General features: G+C 62.6%; 17 protein-coding genes. 6 read left to right on the top strand and 11 right to left on the bottom strand.

Translation table 11 applies throughout. The features are described from left to right. The first annotated feature begins 90 nt into the window (after window positions 1–90). Complete coding sequence (locus tag LOY26_RS01805; protein WP_033703084.1) at window positions 91–1869, top strand: acyl-CoA dehydrogenase C-terminal domain-containing protein; 1779 nt, start codon at window positions 91–93, stop codon at window positions 1867–1869. A 300-nt stretch (window positions 1870–2169) separates the two neighbouring features. Here the strand turns inward: LOY26_RS01805 and LOY26_RS01810 are convergent, their stop codons facing one another. After that, window positions 2170–3093 carry a LysR family transcriptional regulator gene (locus tag LOY26_RS01810; RefSeq protein ID WP_033703083.1) on the bottom strand — a complete coding sequence of 308 codons (924 nt, stop codon included), beginning with the start codon at window positions 3091–3093 and terminating at the stop codon, window positions 2170–2172. Window positions 3094–3302: 209 nt separating this feature from the next. Here LOY26_RS01810 and LOY26_RS01815 point away from each other — a divergent pair, with 209 nt between their 5' ends. Together LOY26_RS01815 and LOY26_RS01820 are read left to right on the top strand one after the other, a co-directional pair. Next, window positions 3303–4583, top strand: coding sequence for an aspartate aminotransferase family protein (locus LOY26_RS01815; RefSeq protein WP_258714329.1), 1281 nt, complete (start codon window positions 3303–3305; stop codon window positions 4581–4583). Window positions 4584–4734: 151 nt separating this feature from the next. Beyond that, window positions 4735–4893 carry a YqaE/Pmp3 family membrane protein gene (locus tag LOY26_RS01820; protein ID WP_003177654.1) on the top strand — a complete coding sequence of 53 codons (159 nt, stop codon included), beginning with the start codon at window positions 4735–4737 and terminating at the stop codon, window positions 4891–4893. Window positions 4894–4940: 47 nt separating this feature from the next. Here the strand turns inward: LOY26_RS01820 and LOY26_RS01825 are convergent, their stop codons facing one another. The 10 genes from LOY26_RS01825 to LOY26_RS01870 all read right to left on the bottom strand — a co-directional run bounded on the left by LOY26_RS01825 (window position 4941) and on the right by LOY26_RS01870 (window position 15619). Further along, window positions 4941–6773: a S9 family peptidase gene (locus LOY26_RS01825; RefSeq protein ID WP_186658642.1), complete on the bottom strand. Its 1833-nt coding sequence runs from the start codon at window positions 6771–6773 to the stop codon at window positions 4941–4943. After that, window positions 6739–7899 carry a pyrroloquinoline quinone biosynthesis protein PqqE gene (gene pqqE / locus LOY26_RS01830; protein WP_033703079.1) on the bottom strand — a complete coding sequence of 387 codons (1161 nt, stop codon included), beginning with the start codon at window positions 7897–7899 and terminating at the stop codon, window positions 6739–6741. The genes LOY26_RS01825 and pqqE overlap by 35 nt, the downstream gene beginning before the upstream one ends. Next, window positions 7871–8146 carry a pyrroloquinoline quinone biosynthesis peptide chaperone PqqD gene (pqqD, locus tag LOY26_RS01835; protein WP_033703078.1) on the bottom strand — a complete coding sequence of 92 codons (276 nt, stop codon included), beginning with the start codon at window positions 8144–8146 and terminating at the stop codon, window positions 7871–7873. Before pqqD ends, pqqE begins: the two co-directional genes overlap by 29 nt. Continuing rightward, window positions 8143–8898, bottom strand: a complete 756-nt coding sequence (gene pqqC / locus LOY26_RS01840) for a pyrroloquinoline-quinone synthase PqqC (protein WP_047583697.1) — start codon at window positions 8896–8898, stop codon at window positions 8143–8145. Before pqqC ends, pqqD begins: the two co-directional genes overlap by 4 nt. A 9-nt stretch (window positions 8899–8907) precedes the next feature. Further along, window positions 8908–9819 (bottom strand): pyrroloquinoline quinone biosynthesis protein PqqB, encoded by a 912-nt coding sequence (gene pqqB / locus LOY26_RS01845; RefSeq protein ID WP_258714330.1) that lies wholly within the window; start codon window positions 9817–9819, stop codon window positions 8908–8910. A gap of 78 nt (window positions 9820–9897) precedes the next feature. Next, on the bottom strand, window positions 9898–9969 hold the full coding sequence (gene pqqA / locus LOY26_RS01850; RefSeq protein WP_003243383.1) for a pyrroloquinoline quinone precursor peptide PqqA: 72 nt from the start codon (window positions 9967–9969) through the stop codon (window positions 9898–9900). A 170-nt stretch (window positions 9970–10139) separates the two neighbouring features. Continuing rightward, window positions 10140–12416: a pyrroloquinoline quinone biosynthesis protein PqqF gene (gene pqqF, locus LOY26_RS01855; protein WP_258714331.1), complete on the bottom strand. Its 2277-nt coding sequence runs from the start codon at window positions 12414–12416 to the stop codon at window positions 10140–10142. A 12-nt stretch (window positions 12417–12428) separates the two neighbouring features. Next, complete coding sequence (locus LOY26_RS01860; RefSeq protein ID WP_186658681.1) at window positions 12429–13223, bottom strand: carbon-nitrogen hydrolase family protein; 795 nt, start codon at window positions 13221–13223, stop codon at window positions 12429–12431. Window positions 13224–13237: 14 nt separating this feature from the next. Then, the gene (locus LOY26_RS01865) at window positions 13238–14920 is read right to left on the bottom strand and encodes an NAD(P)/FAD-dependent oxidoreductase (protein ID WP_047583699.1); all 1683 of its coding nucleotides are present in this window, start codon (window positions 14918–14920) and stop codon (window positions 13238–13240) included. A gap of 237 nt (window positions 14921–15157) precedes the next feature. Beyond that, window positions 15158–15619, bottom strand: coding sequence for an Lrp/AsnC family transcriptional regulator (locus LOY26_RS01870; RefSeq protein WP_033703070.1), 462 nt, complete (start codon window positions 15617–15619; stop codon window positions 15158–15160). A gap of 114 nt (window positions 15620–15733) precedes the next feature. Between LOY26_RS01870 and LOY26_RS01875 the strand changes: the two genes are divergently transcribed. The 3 genes from LOY26_RS01875 to LOY26_RS01885 all read left to right on the top strand — a co-directional run bounded on the left by LOY26_RS01875 (window position 15734) and on the right by LOY26_RS01885 (window position 19871). Then, on the top strand, window positions 15734–16288 hold the full coding sequence (locus LOY26_RS01875) for a serine acetyltransferase (RefSeq protein WP_186658684.1): 555 nt from the start codon (window positions 15734–15736) through the stop codon (window positions 16286–16288). Between the two features lie 128 nt (window positions 16289–16416). Continuing rightward, on the top strand, window positions 16417–17088 hold the full coding sequence (locus LOY26_RS01880) for a hypothetical protein (RefSeq protein ID WP_033703068.1): 672 nt from the start codon (window positions 16417–16419) through the stop codon (window positions 17086–17088). A 350-nt stretch (window positions 17089–17438) separates the two neighbouring features. Then, window positions 17439–19871: a membrane-bound PQQ-dependent dehydrogenase, glucose/quinate/shikimate family gene (locus tag LOY26_RS01885; RefSeq protein ID WP_186658756.1), complete on the top strand. Its 2433-nt coding sequence runs from the start codon at window positions 17439–17441 to the stop codon at window positions 19869–19871. Window positions 19872–19925: the final 54 nt, after the last annotated feature.

Genomic DNA, 19925 nt, shown 5'->3' on the forward strand with positions numbered 1-19925 from the left:
ATGTCTCGTAAAAGTTGTTCGGTTACACTGCCAGCAACCCAGTGTCGCGGTTCTCCGAGACCGCCCCGACCCTACTAGCGAGAGGTTGTCATGGCCGACTATAAAGCGCCCCTGCGCGACATGCGCTTCGTTCTGAATGAAGTCTTCAACGTGGCCGAGCAATGGGCACAGTTGCCCGCGCTGGCCGACGTGGTCGATGCCGAAACCGCCCTGGCTGTGCTGGAGGAGGCCGGCAAGGTCACCGCGCGGACCATCGCCCCGCTCAGCCGCGCCGCCGATGAAGAGGGCTGCCGCTGGGACAACGGTGCGGTGAGCACGCCCGCTGGCTTCATCGACGCTTACAACACTTATGCCGAAGGCGGCTGGGTGGGTGTGGGCGGTGACCCGCTGTTCGGCGGCATGGGTATGCCCAAGGTCATCTCGGCCCAGGTCGAGGAAATGGTCAACGCGTCGAGCCTGGCCTTCGGCCTGTACCCGATGCTGACTGCCGGCGCCTGCCTGTCGATCAATGCCCACGCCAGTGAAGCACTCAAGGCAGCCTACCTGCCCAACATGTACGCTGGCGTCTGGGCGGGCTCCATGTGCCTGACCGAGCCCCATGCCGGTACCGACCTCGGCATCATCCGCACCAAGGCGGAGCCCCAGGCCGATGGCAGCTACAAGGTCAGTGGCACCAAGATCTTCATCACCGGTGGCGAGCATGACCTGACCGAGAACATCATCCACCTGGTGCTGGCCAAGTTGCCGGATGCCCCGGCCGGGCCCAAAGGTATTTCGTTGTTCCTGGTGCCCAAGTTCCTGGTCAACCCGGACGGCAGCCTGGGCGCACGCAACCCCGCCACCTGTGGCTCGATCGAACACAAGATGGGTATCCAGGCATCAGCCACCTGCGTGATGAACTTCGACGAAGCGGTCGGTTACATTGTCGGTGAGCCGAACAAGGGTTTGGCGGCCATGTTCACCATGATGAACTATGAGCGCCTGGGCGTAGGCATCCAAGGCCTGGCATCGGCCGAACGTTCCTACCAGAACGCCGTGGAGTATGCCCGTGACCGCCTGCAGAGCCGCGCCCCGACCGGCCCGCAAGCCAAGGACAAGGCCGCAGACCCGATCATCGTCCACCCGGACGTACGGCGCATGCTGTTGACCATGAAGGCCTTGATCGAAGGCGGACGCGCCTTCTCCAGCTACGTGGCGATGCAGCTCGACAGTGCCAAGTACAGCGAAGACCCGACCACCCGCAAGCGCAGTGAAGAACTGGTGGCGCTGTTGACCCCGGTTGCCAAGGCCTTCCTCACCGACCTTGGCCTTGAGTGCACCGTGCATGGCCAGCAGGTGTTCGGCGGGCATGGCTACATCAGGGAGTGGGGGCAGGAGCAATTGGTACGTGATGTGCGGATTACGCAGATCTACGAAGGCACCAACGGCATCCAGGCCCTCGACCTGATGGGGCGCAAGGTGGTGGCCAGTGGGGGTGCGTACTACAAGCTGTTCTCCGACGAGATACGCCGGTTTGTCGCCGGTGCCGACAGTGAACTGGATGAGTTTGCCAAACCCTTGGGTGCTTACCTTGACCAGCTGGACGGGCTGACCGAGTGGGTACTGGAGCAGGCCAAGGGTAACCCCAATGAAATTGGCGCCGCTTCGGTCGAGTACCTGCAGGCGTTTGGTTACGTCGCCTATGGCTACATGTGGGCGTTGATGGCGCGGGCGGCCAAGGCTGGCGAGGGGGATGAAGCCTTCTACTCCGGCAAACTGGGGACGGCGCGGTTCTACTTTGCGCGTCTGTTGCCGCGGGTGCAGTCATTGGTGGCCTCGGTCAAGGCGGGGAGCGAGGCGCTGTATCTGCTGGAGGCTGAGCAGTTCTGATCGGTTGATGCTGGGGGGCGAAGCGCTCCCAATCTCCGGTATGACTAGCAATGAATCCTCTTTGTAAGCTTTTTCCTACACAACGTGGTGACTTTTCACCACTGTTCTCAGATTGGATCCACAGGTAATCTTTACCACATGGACGTTGCGCAGGAAGCGCAAAGGACAGATCAAGGAAGACGACGAAGGACTTCCTGCCAGGATGGCGGGGCGATACGGATGTCACAGGGAAACAGTCTGGGAAACCCCGCTTCGGCGGGGTTTTCTTTGTGCGCGTGTTTTGCAGCCGAGCACATCCTTTCAGCCGAGCACATCCAGTGGCGAGCCTCCCAGGTGGCGCGCGTCTGTCTCTTCTTCCAGCAATGTACGCAGCAGCTCGACCGACGCCTGCTGGCGCTGTGCATCGCGGAACACCAGCCCAACCTTGAGCGGCACCCGCGGCTCGCTCAATGGCTTCCACAGCAGGCCCTGGTCATCCTCGGCCGCGTCCTTGGCCCGGCCAGGCAGGATGGTGGCCAGCGCCGTGTGCGCCAGGCTGTCGAGAATCCCGGCCATGTTGTTCATTTCTGCCTGCACCTGCGGCCGACGCCCCTGGCTGGCCAACTGCGCCTGCCAGATCTGGCGAATCTGAAACTCCTCGCCCAGCATCAGCATGGGTAGCTCGGCTGCCTGACGGATCGACACCTTCTTGAAATCCTTCAAGGGGTGGGTATCGGGGATGACAAGCTGCAGTTCATCTTCGTACAGCAGCAGGCCATGCAGCCCAGGTTGGCGCGGCGGCAGGTAGCTGATGCCGATGTCCAGGCTGCCATTGAGCAAACGCCGTTCGATTTCCAGCCCCGACAGCTCGTAGATCTGCACCACAAGGTGCGGCTGTGCCTTGCGCAAGCGTTCGAGCAGCTGCGGCACCAGGCTTGGCCGCACGGTCTGCAGCACGCCGATGGCCAAGGTGCGCAGGGACTGGCCCTTGAAGTTGCGCATGGCCTCATGGGCCCGTTGCAAGCCATCGAGCAACGGCAGGGCATGGTTGTACAGCGTGTGTGCGGCCAAGGTCGGCAGCAGGCGCTTGTTGCTGCGCTCGAACAGGTTCAGGTCGAGGCTGTGTTCCAGTTGGCGTATCTGTTGGGAAAGCGCTGGCTGGGACAGTGACAGACGCTCGGCGGCGCGGCCTACGTGGCCTTCTTCGTACACCGCGACGAAATAACGCAGTTGGCGGAAATCCATAAGTAACACTTATCGAAAATGCTGGAAAAACGAAATGGTCGAAAACCGTTGCGAAGCCTAGTCTATCGCCGTATTCCAGAGGGTTACAGCGGTCATTGAGCTGATTGTTACCCCAGATGAAAAACACTTTTGATAGGCAAGGCTAAATATCAAGTGCCGGCATTCAGACCGCACATAGCCGCCCTTTACCGTGATTGGTTGGAGCCCTGATGAACCTGTTCAACCTGCGCCGGTCGGCAGCCGCCGCTGTCGCCGAGCCCAAGCGTGCGCCGGTGACCGTGGTGGATGCGCCGCAGTTGTCCCGCGAGCGCCTGATGCCGAGCACCGAACGCGCGCCGCAGATGTTCGTGCGTGGTCAGGGTTCGTGGTTGTGGGACAGCGAAGGGCATGCCTACCTGGATTTCACCCAGGGTGGTGCGGTAAACAGCCTTGGCCACAGCCCCAGCGTGCTGGTCAAGGCACTGGGTAACCAGGCCCAGGCACTGATCAACCCAGGTTCCGGTTATCACAGCCGCGCGCTGCTGGCACTGGTCGAACGCCTGTGCCAGAGCACCGGCAGCGACCAGGCCTACCTGCTCAACAGCGGCGCCGAAGCCTGCGAAGGGGCGATCAAGCTGGCGCGCAAATGGGGCCAGCTACACCGTAACGGCGCCTATCACATCATCACTGCCAGCCAGGCTTGCCATGGCCGCAGCCTGGGCGCGTTGTCGGCCTCCGACCCACTGCCGTGCAATCGTTGCGAACCGGGCCTGCCGGGTTTCAGCAAGGTGCCGTTCAATGACCTGGCGGCGCTGCATGCAGCAGTGGATTCGCGCACCGTCGCGATCATGCTCGAACCGATCCAGGGCGAGGCAGGTGTTATTCCGGCCACGCAGGCGTACCTGAAGGGCGTCGAAACACTGTGCCGCGAGCTGGGCATCCTGTTGATCCTCGATGAGGTGCAGACCGGCATCGGCCGTTGTGGCGCCCTGCTCGCCGAGCAGAGCTACGGCGTGCGGGCCGACATCATCACCCTGGGCAAGGGCCTGGGTGGTGGTGTGCCGCTGGCGGCCTTGCTGGCGCGCGGTAGCGCTTGCTGCGCCGAGCCGGGTGAGCTGGAAGGCAGCCACCATGGCAACGCGCTGATGAGCGCTGCGGGCCTGGCAGTGCTCGATACCGTGCTGGAGCCTGGCTTTTTCGAGCATGTACAGGACAGCGGTCGCCACCTGCGCGATGGCCTTTGCCGCTTGGCGGGGCGATATGGCCAGGGCGAGGCGCGCGGCCAAGGCCTGCTGTGGGCCTTGCAACTGCAGGAGCGCGTCGCTCAGGACTTGGTCAAGGCTGCTCTGCATGAAGGCCTGCTGCTCAATGCCCCGCAGGCCGATGTGGTGCGCTTCTCGCCCGCGCTGACCGTGAGCAAGGGCAACATCGACGAAATGCTCCTGCGCCTGGCCCGCGCCTTTGCTCGTCTGCATGCACAGCAGCAGGCCCGCCGGGAAATGCCGGCATAACCGAATTCAACGAACCGTCTGGCGTTTCTGCGCATCGCCCTTGGCCTGTTTCATTTGGCCAGGGGCGTTTTTTTTTGCCCGGTATTGCAGGGGTGTGGAACCTCTGCGAAGCGCGGCTAGTCTTTGTTGAGACCCTTCAGGAGAGACTCGCATGGACTTCATTCGTATCATCATCGCCATCCTGCTGCCGCCACTTGGGGTGTTTCTGCAGGTGGGCTTCGGCGGGGCATTCTGGCTGAATATTCTGCTGACCCTGCTGGGGTACATTCCGGGGATCGTGCATGCGGTGTATATCATCGCCAAGCGATGAGCGCATTGGGGCCGCGTTGCGGCCCTTTTCGCGACGAAAGGCCAGATTCAGTGAGGGACCTGGCCTAACACCCGGCAATAGAACTTCCACTCCTCTTCCAGCGCATGCGCCAGGTTCTCTGCCTGGCGGAACCCGTGTCGCTCCCCCGCATAAAAGTGCCCTTCGGCTTCTATGCCATTTGCCTTCAGTGCATCGAGCATCAGGCGCGTCTGCTCCGGCACCACCACAGCATCCAGTTCACCCTGGAAGAAAATCACCGGCACCTTGATCTGCGCGGCATGCAGCAGTGGCGTGCGTGCGTGATAGCGCTCGGCATCTTGCAGTGGGTCGCCGATCAACCAGTCCAGGTAATCCCCTTCGAACTTGTGCGTGGCGCGGCTCAGGGCAATAGGGTCACTGACCCCGTAGAGGCTGGCCCCCGCTCGGAACACGTCGTGGAACGCCAGGGCGCACAGCGTGGTGTAACCGCCCGCGCTGCCACCGCGGATGAAGGCCTTGTGCGGGTCGATCAGCCCCAGCCCGGCCAGGTGCGTGACCGCTGCGCAAGCATCCTCGACATCCCGCTCGCCCCAGTGCAGGTGCAGGGCCTGGCGATAGTCCCGGCCATAGCCGGTACTGCCCCGGTAATTCAGGTCGGCGACGGCGAAGCCGCGCTGGGTCCAGTACTGGATGCGGGGGTCGAGCGCCGGGTAGCAGGCCGACGTCGGCCCGCCATGGATAAACACCACCAGGGGCGCGGGCGCCTTGGCGTGCATGGCCGGGTAGAAGAAGCCATGGGCGAGGCCGTTGCCACTGGTGTAGCGAATGGACTGCGGCATGCTGATGGCTTCGGCGGGCAGTACCTCGGCCCCCCCTGCCAGCACGCGTACCTCGTGATTGCTGCGGTCGATGGCAATGACTGCCGCCGGGCTGACGGGGGATGCGGCGATGGCATAGAGGTGCCCGTCATCCATGGCCAGGCTGCGAAAGCGCGTGTAGGCACTGGCGAAACGTTCTACCGGTTGCTCGGTGGTGCGCAGCCCCAACTGCCCAAAACCGCCCTCGAACCAACTGGCCACATAGCTTTGCGGCCCCAGGGCCAGCCAACTGCTGGCGCCAAGTTGCCAGGGCGCCGAGGCATGGTCGGCGGGTTCGGCGGGCAGGGCCTGCCAGTGCCCGTTGACTTCCCCCCAGGGCTGCCAGAAACCGTCGTGATCAGACAGGCAATACAAGCGGCCCTGCGCGTCGAAACGCGGTTGTTGCAGAGACTCGTCCTGGCCTGCCACGCAACACGCAGGCCCCCATGCGCCGCTGCTGTCGCGTTGGCGAAGTAGCAGGCGCGTGTGTGTCCAGGGTTGTGCCGGGCGGTCCCATTCGACCCACGCCAGGCGCTGCCCATCACTGCTCACGGTGGGTGATGCGTAGAAGTCGGCGCCTTCAGCCAGCACCTCGCGCGAGCCTTCGCGCAGGGCAACCAGGCGATGCTCCACGGTTTGCCCATGGCGCTCTTCGACCGCCAGCACTTGGCCGTCGTGCCAGTGCACATCGCCGTAGCGGCACTGCTGGTCGTCGGTAAGCCGCTTGGGTACGGCGCCGTCCAGCGTCTGGGTATAGAGCTGCTGATCGTTCTCGTTGACGAAGACCAGCCCTTCACCGCCGAGGCAAAAGCTGCCCCCGCCATATTCGTAAACCCGGCTGCGCACGCTGAAACCATCCGGCGTCAGGCACTGGGCCTGGTGTTGATGCCAGTGCCAGATTCGGCAGGCACCGTCGGCCGGGCGAAACTCGTTCCAGAACAACCCGGTGGGGCCGACCTTGAGCTCGGCGAAGTCGGTACCAGCGGCGACGGCCTGGGCTGCGCTGAATTCAGCCGCGGGCGATGACACGGGAGTTTCGATCATTGCGGAAGGTCATCTCTTCAATGGCGAGTTGGGCGGTTTCTGCCTCCTCGCGGGCCTTGAGGATGATGCCGTGATCCGCCGATTTTGCGCACACCGGGTCGGCGTTGCTGGCATCGCCGGTGAGCATGAAGGCCTGGCAACGGCAGCCGCCGAAGTCCTTTTCCTTCTCGTCGCAGGAGCGGCAGGGCTCAGGCATCCATTGGTAACCGCGAAAGCGGTTGAAACCGAACGAGTCGTACCAGATGTGGTGCAGGTCGTGGTCACGCACGTTGGGGAACTGCACCGGCAGTTGGCGGGCGCCGTGGCAGGGCAGGGCGGTGCCGTCCGGGGTGATGGTGAGGAACAGGTTGCCCCAGCCATTCATGCAGGCCTTGGGGCGTTCTTCGTAGTAGTCAGGGGTGACGAAGATCAGCTTGCACGGGTTGCCTTCGGCCTTGAGCTTGTCACGGTATTCATTGGTGATGCGTTCGGCCCGCTGCAGCTGTGCGCGAGTCGGCAGCAGGCCCAGGCGGTTGAGGTGCGCCCAGCCATAGAACTGGCAAGTGGCAAGCTCGACGAAGTCGGCCTCGAGCGCGATGCACAGCTCGATGATGCGGTCGATCTTGTCGATGTTGTGCCGATGGGTAACGAAGTTGAGCACCATCGGGTAGCCGTGGGCTTTTACGGCACGGGCCATCTCCAGCTTCTGCGCGAAGGCCTTCTTCGAGCCGGCCAGCAGGTTGTTGACCTGCTCGTCGCTGGCCTGGAAGCTGATCTGGATGTGGTCCAGGCCGGCGGTCTTGAACTCGGCGATGCGCGCTTCGGTGAGGCCAATGCCCGAGGTGATCAGGTTGGTGTAGTAGCCCAGCCGGCGCGCCTCGCCGATCAGCGCGGCGAGGTCCTGGCGCACCAGCGGTTCGCCACCGGAAAAACCGATCTGCGCGGCGCCCATTTCGCGCGCCTCGGCCATCACCTTGAACCACTGCGCGGTGCTCAGCTCCTGGCCCTGGGCTGCGAAGTCCAGCGGGTTGGAGCAGTACGGGCATTGCAGCGGGCAGCGGTAGGTCAGCTCGGCCAGCAACCACAGCGGCAGGCCGACCTCGGGCGTGGCCGGCAGGTCAGGCGAGGACGATCCAGTGTTCGCCACGGGCCACCTCCATGAACTGCTCGATGTCGTCGGCCACTTCCGGGACATCCGGGAACTGCTGGGCCAGTACGGCAATGATCGCCGCGACGTCGCGTTGGCCGTCGATCAGGCCGCCGATCAGCGCGGCGCTGTCGTTGAGCTTGATCATGCCCTCGGGGTACAGCAGCACATGGCCTTTCTGGGCCGGCTCGTACTGGAAGCGGTAGCCGGGGCGCCAGTTCGGCACCTGCTTGCGATCGAAACTCATAGGGCGATCCCCTTGTGCCAGACCCGTTCCTGGGTGACCGAATGATAAGGCGGGCGGTTCAGCTCGTAGGCCATGCTCATGGCATCGAGCATGCTCCAGAGGATATCCAGCTTGAACTGCAGGATCTCCAGCATACGCTCCTGGCCCGCGCGGGTGGTGTAGTGCTGCAAGGTAATCGCCAGCCCGTGCTCGACATCACGCCGGGCCTGGCCCAGGCGGGTGCGGAAGTATTCGTAGCCGGCCGGGTCGATCCAGGGGTAGTGCTGTGGCCAGCTGTCCAGGCGCGACTGGTGGATCTGCGGGGCGAACAGCTCGGTCAGCGAGCTGCTGGCCGCCTCTTGCCAGCTGGCGCGACGGGCAAAATTGACGTAGGCGTCTACGGCAAAGCGCACGCCGGGCAGCACAAGCTCCTGGGAGCGCAGTTGCTCAGGGTCCAGGCCAACGGCCTGGCCAAGGCGCAGCCAGGCTTCGATACCCCCGTCTTCGCCAGGGGCGCCATCGTGGTCGAGCAGGCGCTGGATCCACTCGCGGCGCACTTCGCGGTCCGGGCAGTTGGCCAGGATCGCGGCATCCTTCATCGGGATGTTGACCTGGTAGTAGAAGCGGTTGGCTACCCAGCCCTGTATTTGCTCACGGGTGGCGCGGCCCTGGTACATCGCCACGTGATAGGGGTGATGAATGTGGTAGTAGGCGCCTTTGGCGCGCAGGGCCTGCTCGAACTCGGCAGGGGACATCGGCAATGGGTCGCTCATCAGGCCTCCTTACAACGTGATGCTCATGCCATCGAAGGCGACTTCTACGCCCCGACGCTGGACCTCGGCCCGTTCAGGCGAGTCTTCATCGAGAATCGGGTTGGTGTTGTTGATGTGGATAAGTACCTTGCGCTGGCGCGGGAAGCCATCGAGCACTTCGAGCATGCCGCCTGGCCCGTTCTGCGCCAGGTGGCCCATCTCGCGGCCGGTGCGGGTGCCGACGCCACGGCGCTGCATTTCATCGTCCTCCCACAAGGTGCCGTCGACCAGCAGGCAGTCGGCACCGTGCATCATCGCCAGCAGCTTGTCGTCGACCTGGCCAAGGCCTGGGGCGTAGAACAGCTTGCCGCCGGTGCGGGTGTCTTCGACCAGCAGGCCCAGGTTGTCGCCCGGGTGAGGGTCGAAGCGGTGCGGTGAATAGGGCGGCGCGGCGCTGCGCAGGGGGAAGGGGGTGAACCGGAGGTTGGGGCAGGCGTCGATGACGAAGCTGCCTTCCAGCTCGATGCGGTTCCACTGCAGGCCGCCGTTCCAGTGGCTGAGCATGTTGAACAGTGGGAAGCCGGTGGTCAGGTCCTGGTGGACCATGTCGGTGCACCAGACCTGATGCGGGCAGCCTTCGCGCATGCTGAGCAGGCCGGTGGTGTGGTCGATCTGGCTGTCGAGCAAGACGATGGCATTGATGCCGGTATCGCGCAGGGCGCGGGCCGGTTGCATCGGCGCAAAGGCCTGAAGCTGGGCGCGGATATCGGGCGAGGCGTTGCACAGGACCCAGTGCTCGCCGTCGTCGGACAGCGCGATGGACGACTGGGTGCGCGCCGTGGCACGCAGGCTGCCGTCGCGATAGCCCTTGCAGTTGACGCAGTTGCAGTTCCACTGGGGGAAGCCGCCGCCGGCGGCGGAACCGAGAATCTGGATGTACATGGCCACTCTCTATCGGAAAACCGTATCCGAAAAACACAAACGCCCCGGCGGGCCGAGGCGTCGAACCGTAAGCAGAGCTTAGCGGTTGGCGAAGTACATGGTGACTTCGAAGCCGATACGCAGATCAGTGTATGCAGGTTTGGTCCACATGGGATGACTCCTTCCGAACGGGTTGGGTTGGTCAGCTACTTGTTGGGTACCGCCGGGCGCCGGAGGTTCCCTTGACTGAGATTGCGCTATCTTACAAGAAAAATTTGTACTGAAAGGTTAATTATTGGAAAAGCGCCCTTGCAGTTCACGTAACAATACTCCTTTGCTCTTCACCAAGCCGGGCCTGGTGCGGCCGCATTGGCCAGGCAGAGCCAAGGGGCGCGGTGGGCAAGAAGGCTGCCTAGCAGCACGTCCAGATCGGCCTGTTGCGTCATCAGGATAGACCGGTGCAGGTCATTCAGCCTGTCGGATTGTATCGCCATGTGTGCCTGCCATGCCCATTCGGCCACCTCGGCATTGGCCATGGCCGACTCGACGAATTGCTCGGCCAAGGCTTGCCGGGCGGTGCAGTCCAGTGTCACGCCCTGGCTTAGCAACGCATGCAGGTGGGCGAGTATTTCGGCATGGCTGGCATGGGGCGACTGCACGCCGAACAGCAGGCCATTGCAGCCTTCTATCTGACGGAAGGCGCTGAAAACGGCGTAGCCCAATTGCAGTTCCACCCGTAGGCGTTGGTACACCGGCCCTTGCAACAACTGGGCGAGCAGGCGGCCGCTGGCTTGCTGGTTGGCCGCCACCGGGCAGAACAGCAGCAGGGCGTTTTCGCTGCCGGCGAGCGCAGTGTCAACCCAGCGACGGCCCTGCCAAATGGGCAGTGGCGTCGCTGTGGCGCCCTGGCCTGGGCAGGCGCCCAGCACGGCGCCAAGGGCGGCCAATTCATCAACGCCCAGCGCCAGGCCGTGCCAGCGGGCAGTTGCCCATACCTGGTCAAGCAGTGGCTGGTCGAGTGTGCAAGGCGGCAACGGCTCGGCATTGCTGCCAAGAATGGCGTCAGGCAGTTGCTTGAGCAGGGCTCTGATCGGGATCTGCGCGGGTTCTGGGTTCGGCTGCCCTTGCCAGCTATCGTGTGAGGGCGCGTTCAGCAAGGCGAGGGCTTCATCGACGGCGCGGAGCACCGCTGAGGGTTGGCCGGCGCAACGTAGCTGCCAATACTCGCCAGCTTCGCTGAACTGCAGTTGCAACGCCGCCTGTTCGGCGCGTTCCTGCAAGGGACGCAAGGCCTTGCCCAGGATGGGAAACAGCGCACGTCGAAGAGGTGAAGGCAGGTGCCAGCGCAGGTACAGCGCCGCGTACTCGCGTGTCGGTGGCAGCGCGTCGCTGATGGCCAATGCCACGGGTAACGGTGCCTTTGCGGCGAGCGGCTCGGCCGTCAGCAGAGGGTCGGCGGCGGGTATCTGCCATTGACCAAGGCTGGCGTAAGGGAGGCTGGCAAGCAGCGCCTCCAGTGAGCGTAAAGCTTGCTTGTCGAGTGCTGAGAAAGGCTGGTCTGCGCTGTCCCGTCGTGCCAGTTCAAGCGGGCTGGCGGCCCGCTCGCGGCTGCGTTGCAGTTGGCCGAACTGGGCATTGAGGTGCTGCAGGTCGCTCTGGCGAATAAAGCCGAACCAGCCGTGCAGCAATGCGATAGCTTCGTCGACAGAGGCGTCGGTACCGAGCTGCAAGTCGATGTGCCAGAGCATCTGCCCGGCGAAAGCATACAGCGGTTCGGCTTTGACTCCCCGCAGCCAGCCGCGCTGGCGAAGCGCGTTCAGCCATCCGCCCGGGCGGCTGTCGCCTAGCAGGTCGATCAGTAAGCCAAGCGCGCGGTCGCCACCTTCGGGCAGGCCTTCATGGGCGAAGATGAACGGCTGATCGGCCGCCAGCAGCGGCGGCGGCATTGCTTGCTCGACACGCCCACCCGCCGGGAACAGGCTGCCAAATTGCCGGCCCAGGCGCTCCAGTGCATCCAAGGGTTGTGGGCCGCACAGGCTCAGGGTGACCTGCCCGCCCTGGTAGAAGCGTTGGTGAAACACCCCGAGAGCCCGTTGGAACGCGGGGTCCTGCAGGGCAAGGGTAAACCGGTTGCCGGCATGAAAGCCGCTTAATGGATGCTGCGGCGAAACCGACTGCAGCAAGGCGAACTGCTGTTGTGCCTGCGGGTTACGTGACCAGGCGATGAACTCGGCGTGAATCACCTCACGCTCTTGGCGCTGGCGCTCGATGCCAAGGTCGGGCTCGACCAGCATCTGGCACAGGCGCTCCAGCCCTCCGGCCAGCGCCGCCGGTGGGACTTCGAAGAAGAAGTCGGTGGTGCGCTCACGGGTGCTGGCGTTGACCTGGCCGCCGAGGGACTGGACGTAGCGCATCAACCCATGCTGCTGCGCGAATGTACGGGTGCCGAGAAAGAACAGGTGTTCAAGGAAGTGGGCCAGCCCAGGCCATTGCGCCGGGGCATCGTGGCTACCCGCGTGCACCCGCAACGCCGCCGCCGCGCGCTTGAGGCGCGGGGCATGGCGCAGGGTCAGCTGCAGGCCGTTGGCGAGGGTGAGGTGGCGCGTAGCGTCAGGCATGAGGGGTTCCGGTCAGCCTTTACTCAGATGCAGCTCCTGGCGCAAATCGGTCAGGTAGGGAAATGCCTTGCGCCCCTCTATCACGCGCTCATGCGCAAGCTCCGCCAGCAACTGGCATTCATCCCGCCCGGCCATGGCCAGCAGGCTGCCATCCGGGCCGATGATGCTGCTCTGCCCGCAATACTGGATTTCATCCTCGGCCCCGCAGTAGTTCGCATACACCAGGTAGCACTGGTTCTCCTGTGCGCGTGCCCGTACCGTCACCTGGCAGATGAAATCGTAGGGCGTCATGTTTGCCGTCGGCACCAGGATCAGTTCCGCGCCCGCCAGCGCCAGGCGCCGGGCGTTCTCCGGGAACTCGATGTCATAGCAGATCAGCATGCCGACTTTCCAGCCATCCAGTTCCACAACCGGGAAGTGATCGGGGCCTGCGCTGAACATCGACCGGTCAAGCTCCCCGAACAGATGCGTCTTGCGGTAGTTGCACAGGCTGCGACCCTGGGCATCGATCAGTTGCACGCTGTTATAGATCGCGCCGTCATCGCCCCGCTCCGGGTAGCCATAGACGATCGCGATGCGATGGGCCTGGGCGATTTCCACCACATCCATGGCCGCTAGGCCATCACTGGCCTCGGCCAGGCGTTCGACCTGGGCCAGGCCGATGTTGTAGCCGGTCAGGAACATCTCCGGGCACACCAGCAGTTGAGCGCCGCGCTCAGCCGCCAGTTGGGCCTGGTGCTGCAGCCGTTGCAGGTTGCCTGGCACGTCCAGTGGGTTGGGTGCGCCTTGGAACAGAGCGATGCGCATGGCGCCTCCTTGTTTCAGTCGGCCAGCGCGATAGGGCCGATTTCATCGAACACATCGCCTGGGCCTGGGTTGTCCGGGTGGGTCTGGCCACCGAAGTGGTTCATGATACCCCACACGGCATTGAGCGAAGTCTGCACCGCGCCTTCTACCCAGGCCGGCGTCCACGACACGTCGTCACCGGCGATGAACATGCCGCGTTGTTCGGCGGGCATGTCCTGCTGCATGAAGTGCGCGTACATGCGCTGGTTGTAGCGGTAATGGCCCGGCAGCGCGCCCTTGAAGGCGCCGAGGAAGTGCGGGTCGGCCTCCCAGGAAATGGTGATCGGGTCGCCGATGATGTGCCCGGCGATATCGGTCTTCGGGTAGATTTTCTTCAAGGCGTCGAGGGCCAGTTGCACGCGCTTTTCGACCGGGTGCGGGAGCATTTTCAGCGCATCGCTCATCCACGCGTAGGACAGGCAGATCACCCCGGGTTTGTCGTCGCCGTTATCGAACAGATAGGTCCCCCGGGTGAGGCGGTCGGTGAGGGTCATGCTCATCAGGTCGCGGCCGGTTTGCGGGTCTTTGTCCTTCCAGAACGGGCGGTCGACCATGACGAAGGTTTTCGACGATTGCATGTAGCGGGTGCGGTCCAGGGCCATCCACATCTTCTGCGAGAACAGCGATTCTTCGCAGTCGATCTGGGTGGTCAGCAGCCAGGTCTGGCAGGTGGCGAGCACGGCGGCGTAATGGCGGGTATCACCCCAGTTGTCGGTGACCGCAAGCCGGCCATCGGCGGCACGGGCGATGCGTTTGACCCCGGTGCGTGGCGCACCCCCGTGTAACGAGCTGAGGCTGGTGCCTTCAGGCCAGTGGGCGCAGCGCTCTGGCGCATGCCGCCAGATACCTTGCGGCACCTGCTCCACGCCGCCCACCACCAGGTGCTGGTGATCGTCGCAGTTGGTCATCACCACGCGAAAGATTTCCAGCATCGAATTGGGGAAGTCCGAGTCCCAGCCACCGGTGCCGAAGCCGACCTGGCCGAACACCTCCCGGTGCTGGAAGCTCAGCTTGGCGAATGAGCGCGAAGTGGCGACGAAGTCGTAGAAGGTGCGGTCGTCCCACAGGGGCACCAGCGTGTTCCACAGTTCTTTGAGGCGCGGTACGTCACGGTCGCGGATCGCCTGCTGGATGTCGGCAAATTGAGCGCCGCTCTCCAGCGCGTCGGCCCAGGCGTTGGCCACTTCATGGAACAGCTCAGGCAGGTCGGCGACTTTCTCGGCGTAGTAGGTCTGGCCTTCCAGGTCGATCACCGTGCTGCCGGAGGCCGGCGTCAGCGGGTTGGGGAAGGGTTTGGTCTCCAGGCCCAGCTTGTCCACATAGTGGTAGAAGGCCGTTGAAGAAACCGGAAAGCGCATGCCGCCGAGCTCGGCGATGATTCCGTCGGTGCCGTTGAAGGCTTGCGAGCGCAACCGGCCACCGAGCTTCGAGGCCTCATAGACCACCGGTTTGAGGCCCAGCTTCATCAGCTCGTAGGCCGCCACCAGGCCGGCGATACCGGCACCCACGATCGCCACTTCTTCGCCATGCCGCTGGGCAGGAATGCTGCCCAGGCCAGCCGGGTGTTCCAGCCAGTCATCGAAGGCGAAGGGGAAGTCCGGGCCGAAGATGGTGATGGGTTTTTTGCCGTCGGCGGGGTGGCGGTTCTTGTTGTTCATGAAGTGACCTTGCCAGAGGGGCTGCGCGGAGGGCGGAGCCTGAGTATAGGAGATGCCTGGGGGTCATTTTAGGGAGCGGGGTGTTCGTAATTAAGGTGCAGAGTGTTGGAGGAATGTAGTGGTTTTAGTCGAAATGTATCCAATTAAAGTCATTATGACGAATCAGGCCAGCGTGGCGGGAGAATCCACGGTTTAGGAGGCATACTCGCCAGTCAGTAAGCCTGATCGCCAGCCACTTCAGAGCGGCTGCCCGCGGTCGACCTTGCTGCTCAAGATGATCGACGTAGTGGTTTTTTCCACCCCGTCGACACTGCCGATCTGGTCGAGCATCTGGTCCAGTTGTTCTGGCGAATCGGTCCGCAGCCAGGCCACATAATCGAATTCGCCACTCACCGCGCACAATTGCTGCACCTGCCCCATGGCACTCAAGCGCCGCACCACTTCCTTGCCGGAGCGGGGCTGCACCTTAATCCCGACATACGCCTGCAAACCACCCCCGATCACGTGCTGGCCAAGGCGCACGCCGTAGCCTGAGATCACCTTGTTCTTCTCCAGCCGCTCCAGGCGCGAGTTGACCGTGGTGCGCGCAATACCGAGCAGGCGGGCGAGGGTGGCAACGCTTTCGCGGGCATTGATCTGCAGCAGGGCGATCAGCTGGCGATCGATTTCATCCAGCGTGATGGGGCGGGCATCCGACATGGCAAGTCTCTACAGTGGGCCCGCTAGCCTAGCCAGCCAGTGGCCGCCAGGGCAAGGCTGCGTCGCTGGCTTTCTTTCGGCATCATGGCAGGCCGTACGCAGTGGAGCCATGCCATGAACCTCGCAAACCTGCTCGAATGCTGGCGACTGGAAGTCTCCAACAAGAAAAAGCCCGGGCGCCGTATCAGCCTGCTGTTCAACGTGCTGCGCCGTGCCCGCAAGGACAACAAGCTGCGCTTTCTCTTCGCCTTCCGCCTGGCCCAGTATCTGGATGCACGAGGCGGCCTGGCCCGGCGGCACGCCAAGCGCATGCAGCAGCGGCTTAATCTGAAGTATGCCGTGGACATCGACATCGGCGCACAGATCGCGCCCGGGCTGCGCATCGCCCACCTGCCTGGCGTGGTGATTACCCGTCACGTGAGCATCGGGCGCAATTTCTTCATTCGGCAGAATTGCTCGATCGGCATCAAGACCCTTGGGCTGCAGGCGTATGCGCTGCGCATTGGCGATAACGTCAGCTTGGGCGCCAACAGCTGCATTGTTGCCGACCGGATCAGCATTGGCGATAACGTGGTGATTGGGGCCATGTCGCTGGTGATGCGCGATATTCCGGCTGACACCACGTTCTACAACCCCCGCCAAGCAGAAATGCGCGGAACCACCCTGTAATACTTGGTCGTTGATCTTCAGCAAACTTGCCGGCCGGTTGATCTGCGTGGACGGAATGGTGGCCGATTGATATCTTCCGCCGCCCCGCTCACTGCGATTTAACCTCACGTCATGCAAGGATTCGCGCTATGAACAAGATGACAGTCAGCCCCTGGTTGATGGTCTCACCGGATGGGCCGCTGACCTATGCTCGTGGCGGTCAGTTGGTGCATTTGCGCCAAGGTGGACTGGACGGTGCGTGTGGCCCATACAGTGTGGTGATGGCCCTGATTACCCTGGGCGTCATGGGTTATGGCGAAGCCAGGAACATGTATCTCTGGCATGGCAACAGCCGCGAAGGGCGTTTTCGTTCCGAAATACGTAGTTTGGGCGCACTGGTTTCAGAGGGCACCGACCACAAGGACATGCTGAGGCTGGTCGAGTGCTTCAGTGGTGTGGGGGTGGGCGCTGAGTACGTTACCGGCAGTAAAAAAGACATTGTTCAACAGGTCCAGGATTCAATCGACTGCATGTCTGCCCCGATTATCGGGGTGCGCTGGCCTGGTGGCAGTGGCCACTGGATGATGGTGGTCGGTTATCAGGGTTATGAAAACGAGGGTGATTTCCAGATCACTCACTTGTTATGCCTGGACCCCGGCAGCGAAACACCTCGCACAAGTTTGTGGAACGCGGTTATTGAAGTGTTCAACGAGGATGGCAGTTCTGTGGCAAGCGGCCCGCTCCCCTCCATTCATTGGGGGTATGACGGTAAACAGGAAAGCTGCCGTATCGAAGATGCAATCTTGATCTGCAAAGCCTGACCAAGTTGAAATGACAAAGCCGCGCGATGGCGCGGCTTTGTCATTGTTACAGGTTCGTATAAAAGCTGTTGCAGACGCGTTGGTTTATCCTGGCGATAGTCGGACTTATCCTTTAAGCAACGTCAAACCTCGGTATTCAGGTTGCTGACGTTGAATAATTGTTCGTTTTACAAAGTTTCGTGCCAACAGGGCCTTTCTAGCGGCCTGCCTGAATAACTGACCTCTCATCCAACGCTGATGATCTTGGCGATTCTTGCTACTGGCAGGCTGCGCAGCCTGACTTCTCTGGCGGCGTGCTTGCGCCCTGATGGAACAACCATGCATATACCCACAGAGCTTACACAACCATGATGGATGACACGTGTTCCAACGCGGGGAGGCGCTCGTTAAGCAGTGCCGCTCGATTGCTATTTGCGCTACTTGTAATGTGTGTGGCGCTGGGTTTGATTTACGGCGGTTGCAAACTATTGGCACTGGGCGGGTCAAGTTACTACCTGCTGGCGGGGCTTGCCTACGCCGTGCTGGCCGTAGCCGTGTGCTTGCGCAAGCGTATCAGTATTGTACTTTCGATCCTGATATTCCTGGCCACCTGCGCCTGGGCATTTTACGAAGTGGGGCAACTTAGTTACTGGCCACTGCTGCCGCGTCTGGTGGTCCCGGCCATCATCCTGACCCTGAGCCTGTGGGTGGGCGCTGCACTGCCCACTACCTCTTCGCGCACACGCCGAACCGCCAATCGCTCCGGGTTTGCCCTGTTGCTGGCATTGATCGCCACGTTCATCGCCGCCTTCTTCCCACATGGCGGCATCTCGAACCCCATCGCAGCAGGTAGCCTGACAACCCCAGACGCTGCCTCCACAGCCCCGGAAAACTGGGAGTTCTTCGGGCGCAGCGCCTCGGGCACGCGCTTCGCGCCCTACACGCAAATCACCCCGGAAAACGTCAAGGACCTGCAAGTTGCCTGGACCTACCGGACCGGCCGCAGAACCAGCGGCCCAGGTGCGGGTGTCGACGAGAACACGCCATTGCAGATCGGCAACGTCCTGTACTCGTGCACGCCGGAAAACCTGATCACCGCGCTTGATGGCGATACCGGCAAACCTCTCTGGAAGTTCGACCCTCACGCCAAAAGCGAAGAGCACGTGACCTGCCGTGGCGTGGGCTATTACGACATCGACCGGGACGACAGCCTGAGCGCCGAGGTAAAAGCCTCTCACGCCAGCGAGCAGCAATGCCGCCAGCGCATCCTGGTATCGTCGGTCGATGCCCGGCTGTTTGCCCTGGATGCACACACCGGCACCCTTTGCCCCAACTTCGGCGAGGACGGTTACGTTGACCTCAAGAAGGGCATGGGGCCAACGGAAAACAGCAAGCGCTACCACCCGACGTCTCTGCCTGTGGTCATGGGCCACCTCACGGTGGTGGGTGGCTGGGTACGTGACATCGTGGCCGGCGAGCCTTCTGGTGCCGTGCGTGCCTTCGATGTGCTGAGCGGTTCGTTGGTATGGGCCTGGGATGTAGGTGCGCCTGAGGGCACCGACACTGCGGCGGCTGACCATCAGTTCGCGCTTGAAACACCAAACGTATGGACCATTCCCACCTACGACAAAGAACTGAATCTGGTCTACCTGCCTACCGGCAATGGCCCACCTGACTATTGGGGTGGCGACCGTAACCAGGTGAAAGAAAAGTTCGGCACAGCCATTGTCGCGGTCGATGCATCGACGGGTAAGGCCAAGTGGGTTTTCCAGACTGTCCATCATGATGTCTGGGACTACGACCTGCCTTCGCAACCCGTGCTGTACGAGATGAAAAACGCCCAAGGCACCAAGACCCCGGTGCTGATCCAGACCACCAAGACCGGCCATATCTTCGTGCTGGATCGCCGCACTGGCCAGCCGGTCACTGAAGTTCAGGAGCGCCCTGTTCCCACTTCACCGGCCGCAGAAGGCGAACACCTGTCACCGACCCAGCCGTACTCGGCGGGTATGCCCGTCATTGGCGCGGACCCGCTGACCGAGCAATCGATGTGGGGTGTGTCCACTTTCGACCAGCTCTACTGCCGGATCATGTTCAAGGACTCGGTGTATGTCGGCCCGTTCACACCGCCCTCTGAAAAGCCGTACATCGAATGGCCAGGGCTGTTGGGTGGCATGAACTGGGGTGGCATTTCTATTGATGAAAACACCGGCATGATGTTCGTCAACGACATGCGCATGCCACTGCGCATGTCGTTGGTAACCCAGGAAAACACCCGCAAGTACAAAGTGTCGACCGATGAGGTGCCTGGCTTCATGGGCACTATTCGGCCGCAGGTCGCGGGCATCTATGGCGGTGTGAAGATCGACATCCTCCAGTCGCCGCTGGGCGTACCGTGCAATACGCCACCGTTTGGCAGCATGAGCGCGATTGACCTCAACACCCAGAAACTGGTGTGGCAGGTGCCACTGGGCACGGTTCAGGATACCGGCCCACTGGGCATCAAGACGCACCTGCAGATCCCTTTGGGTATGCCGACACTCGGCGGCCCTACTTCGACGGCATCCGGCCTGGTGTTCTTCGCGGGCACCCAGGACTACTACCTGCGTGGGCTCGACTCGGCAACCGGCAAAGAAGTGTGGAAGGCCCGCTTGCCAGTAGGTGCCGTAGCAGCGCCGCTGATCTACAAGTCCCCCACGACCGGCAAGCAGTATGTGGTGATTTCCGCTGGCGGCATGAGCCACTCGCCAGATGTGGGCGATTACATCATCGCTTACGCATTGCCTGACGGCAGCAAGCCGTAACGGCTCTGGTGCACTACGAAAAATCCCCGCTCGCGGGGATTTTTTTTCCCGCCA

Source organism: Pseudomonas sp. B21-047 (genome assembly GCF_024748775.1).
GTDB classification, from domain to species: Bacteria; Pseudomonadota; Gammaproteobacteria; order Pseudomonadales; family Pseudomonadaceae; genus Aquipseudomonas; species Aquipseudomonas capeferrum.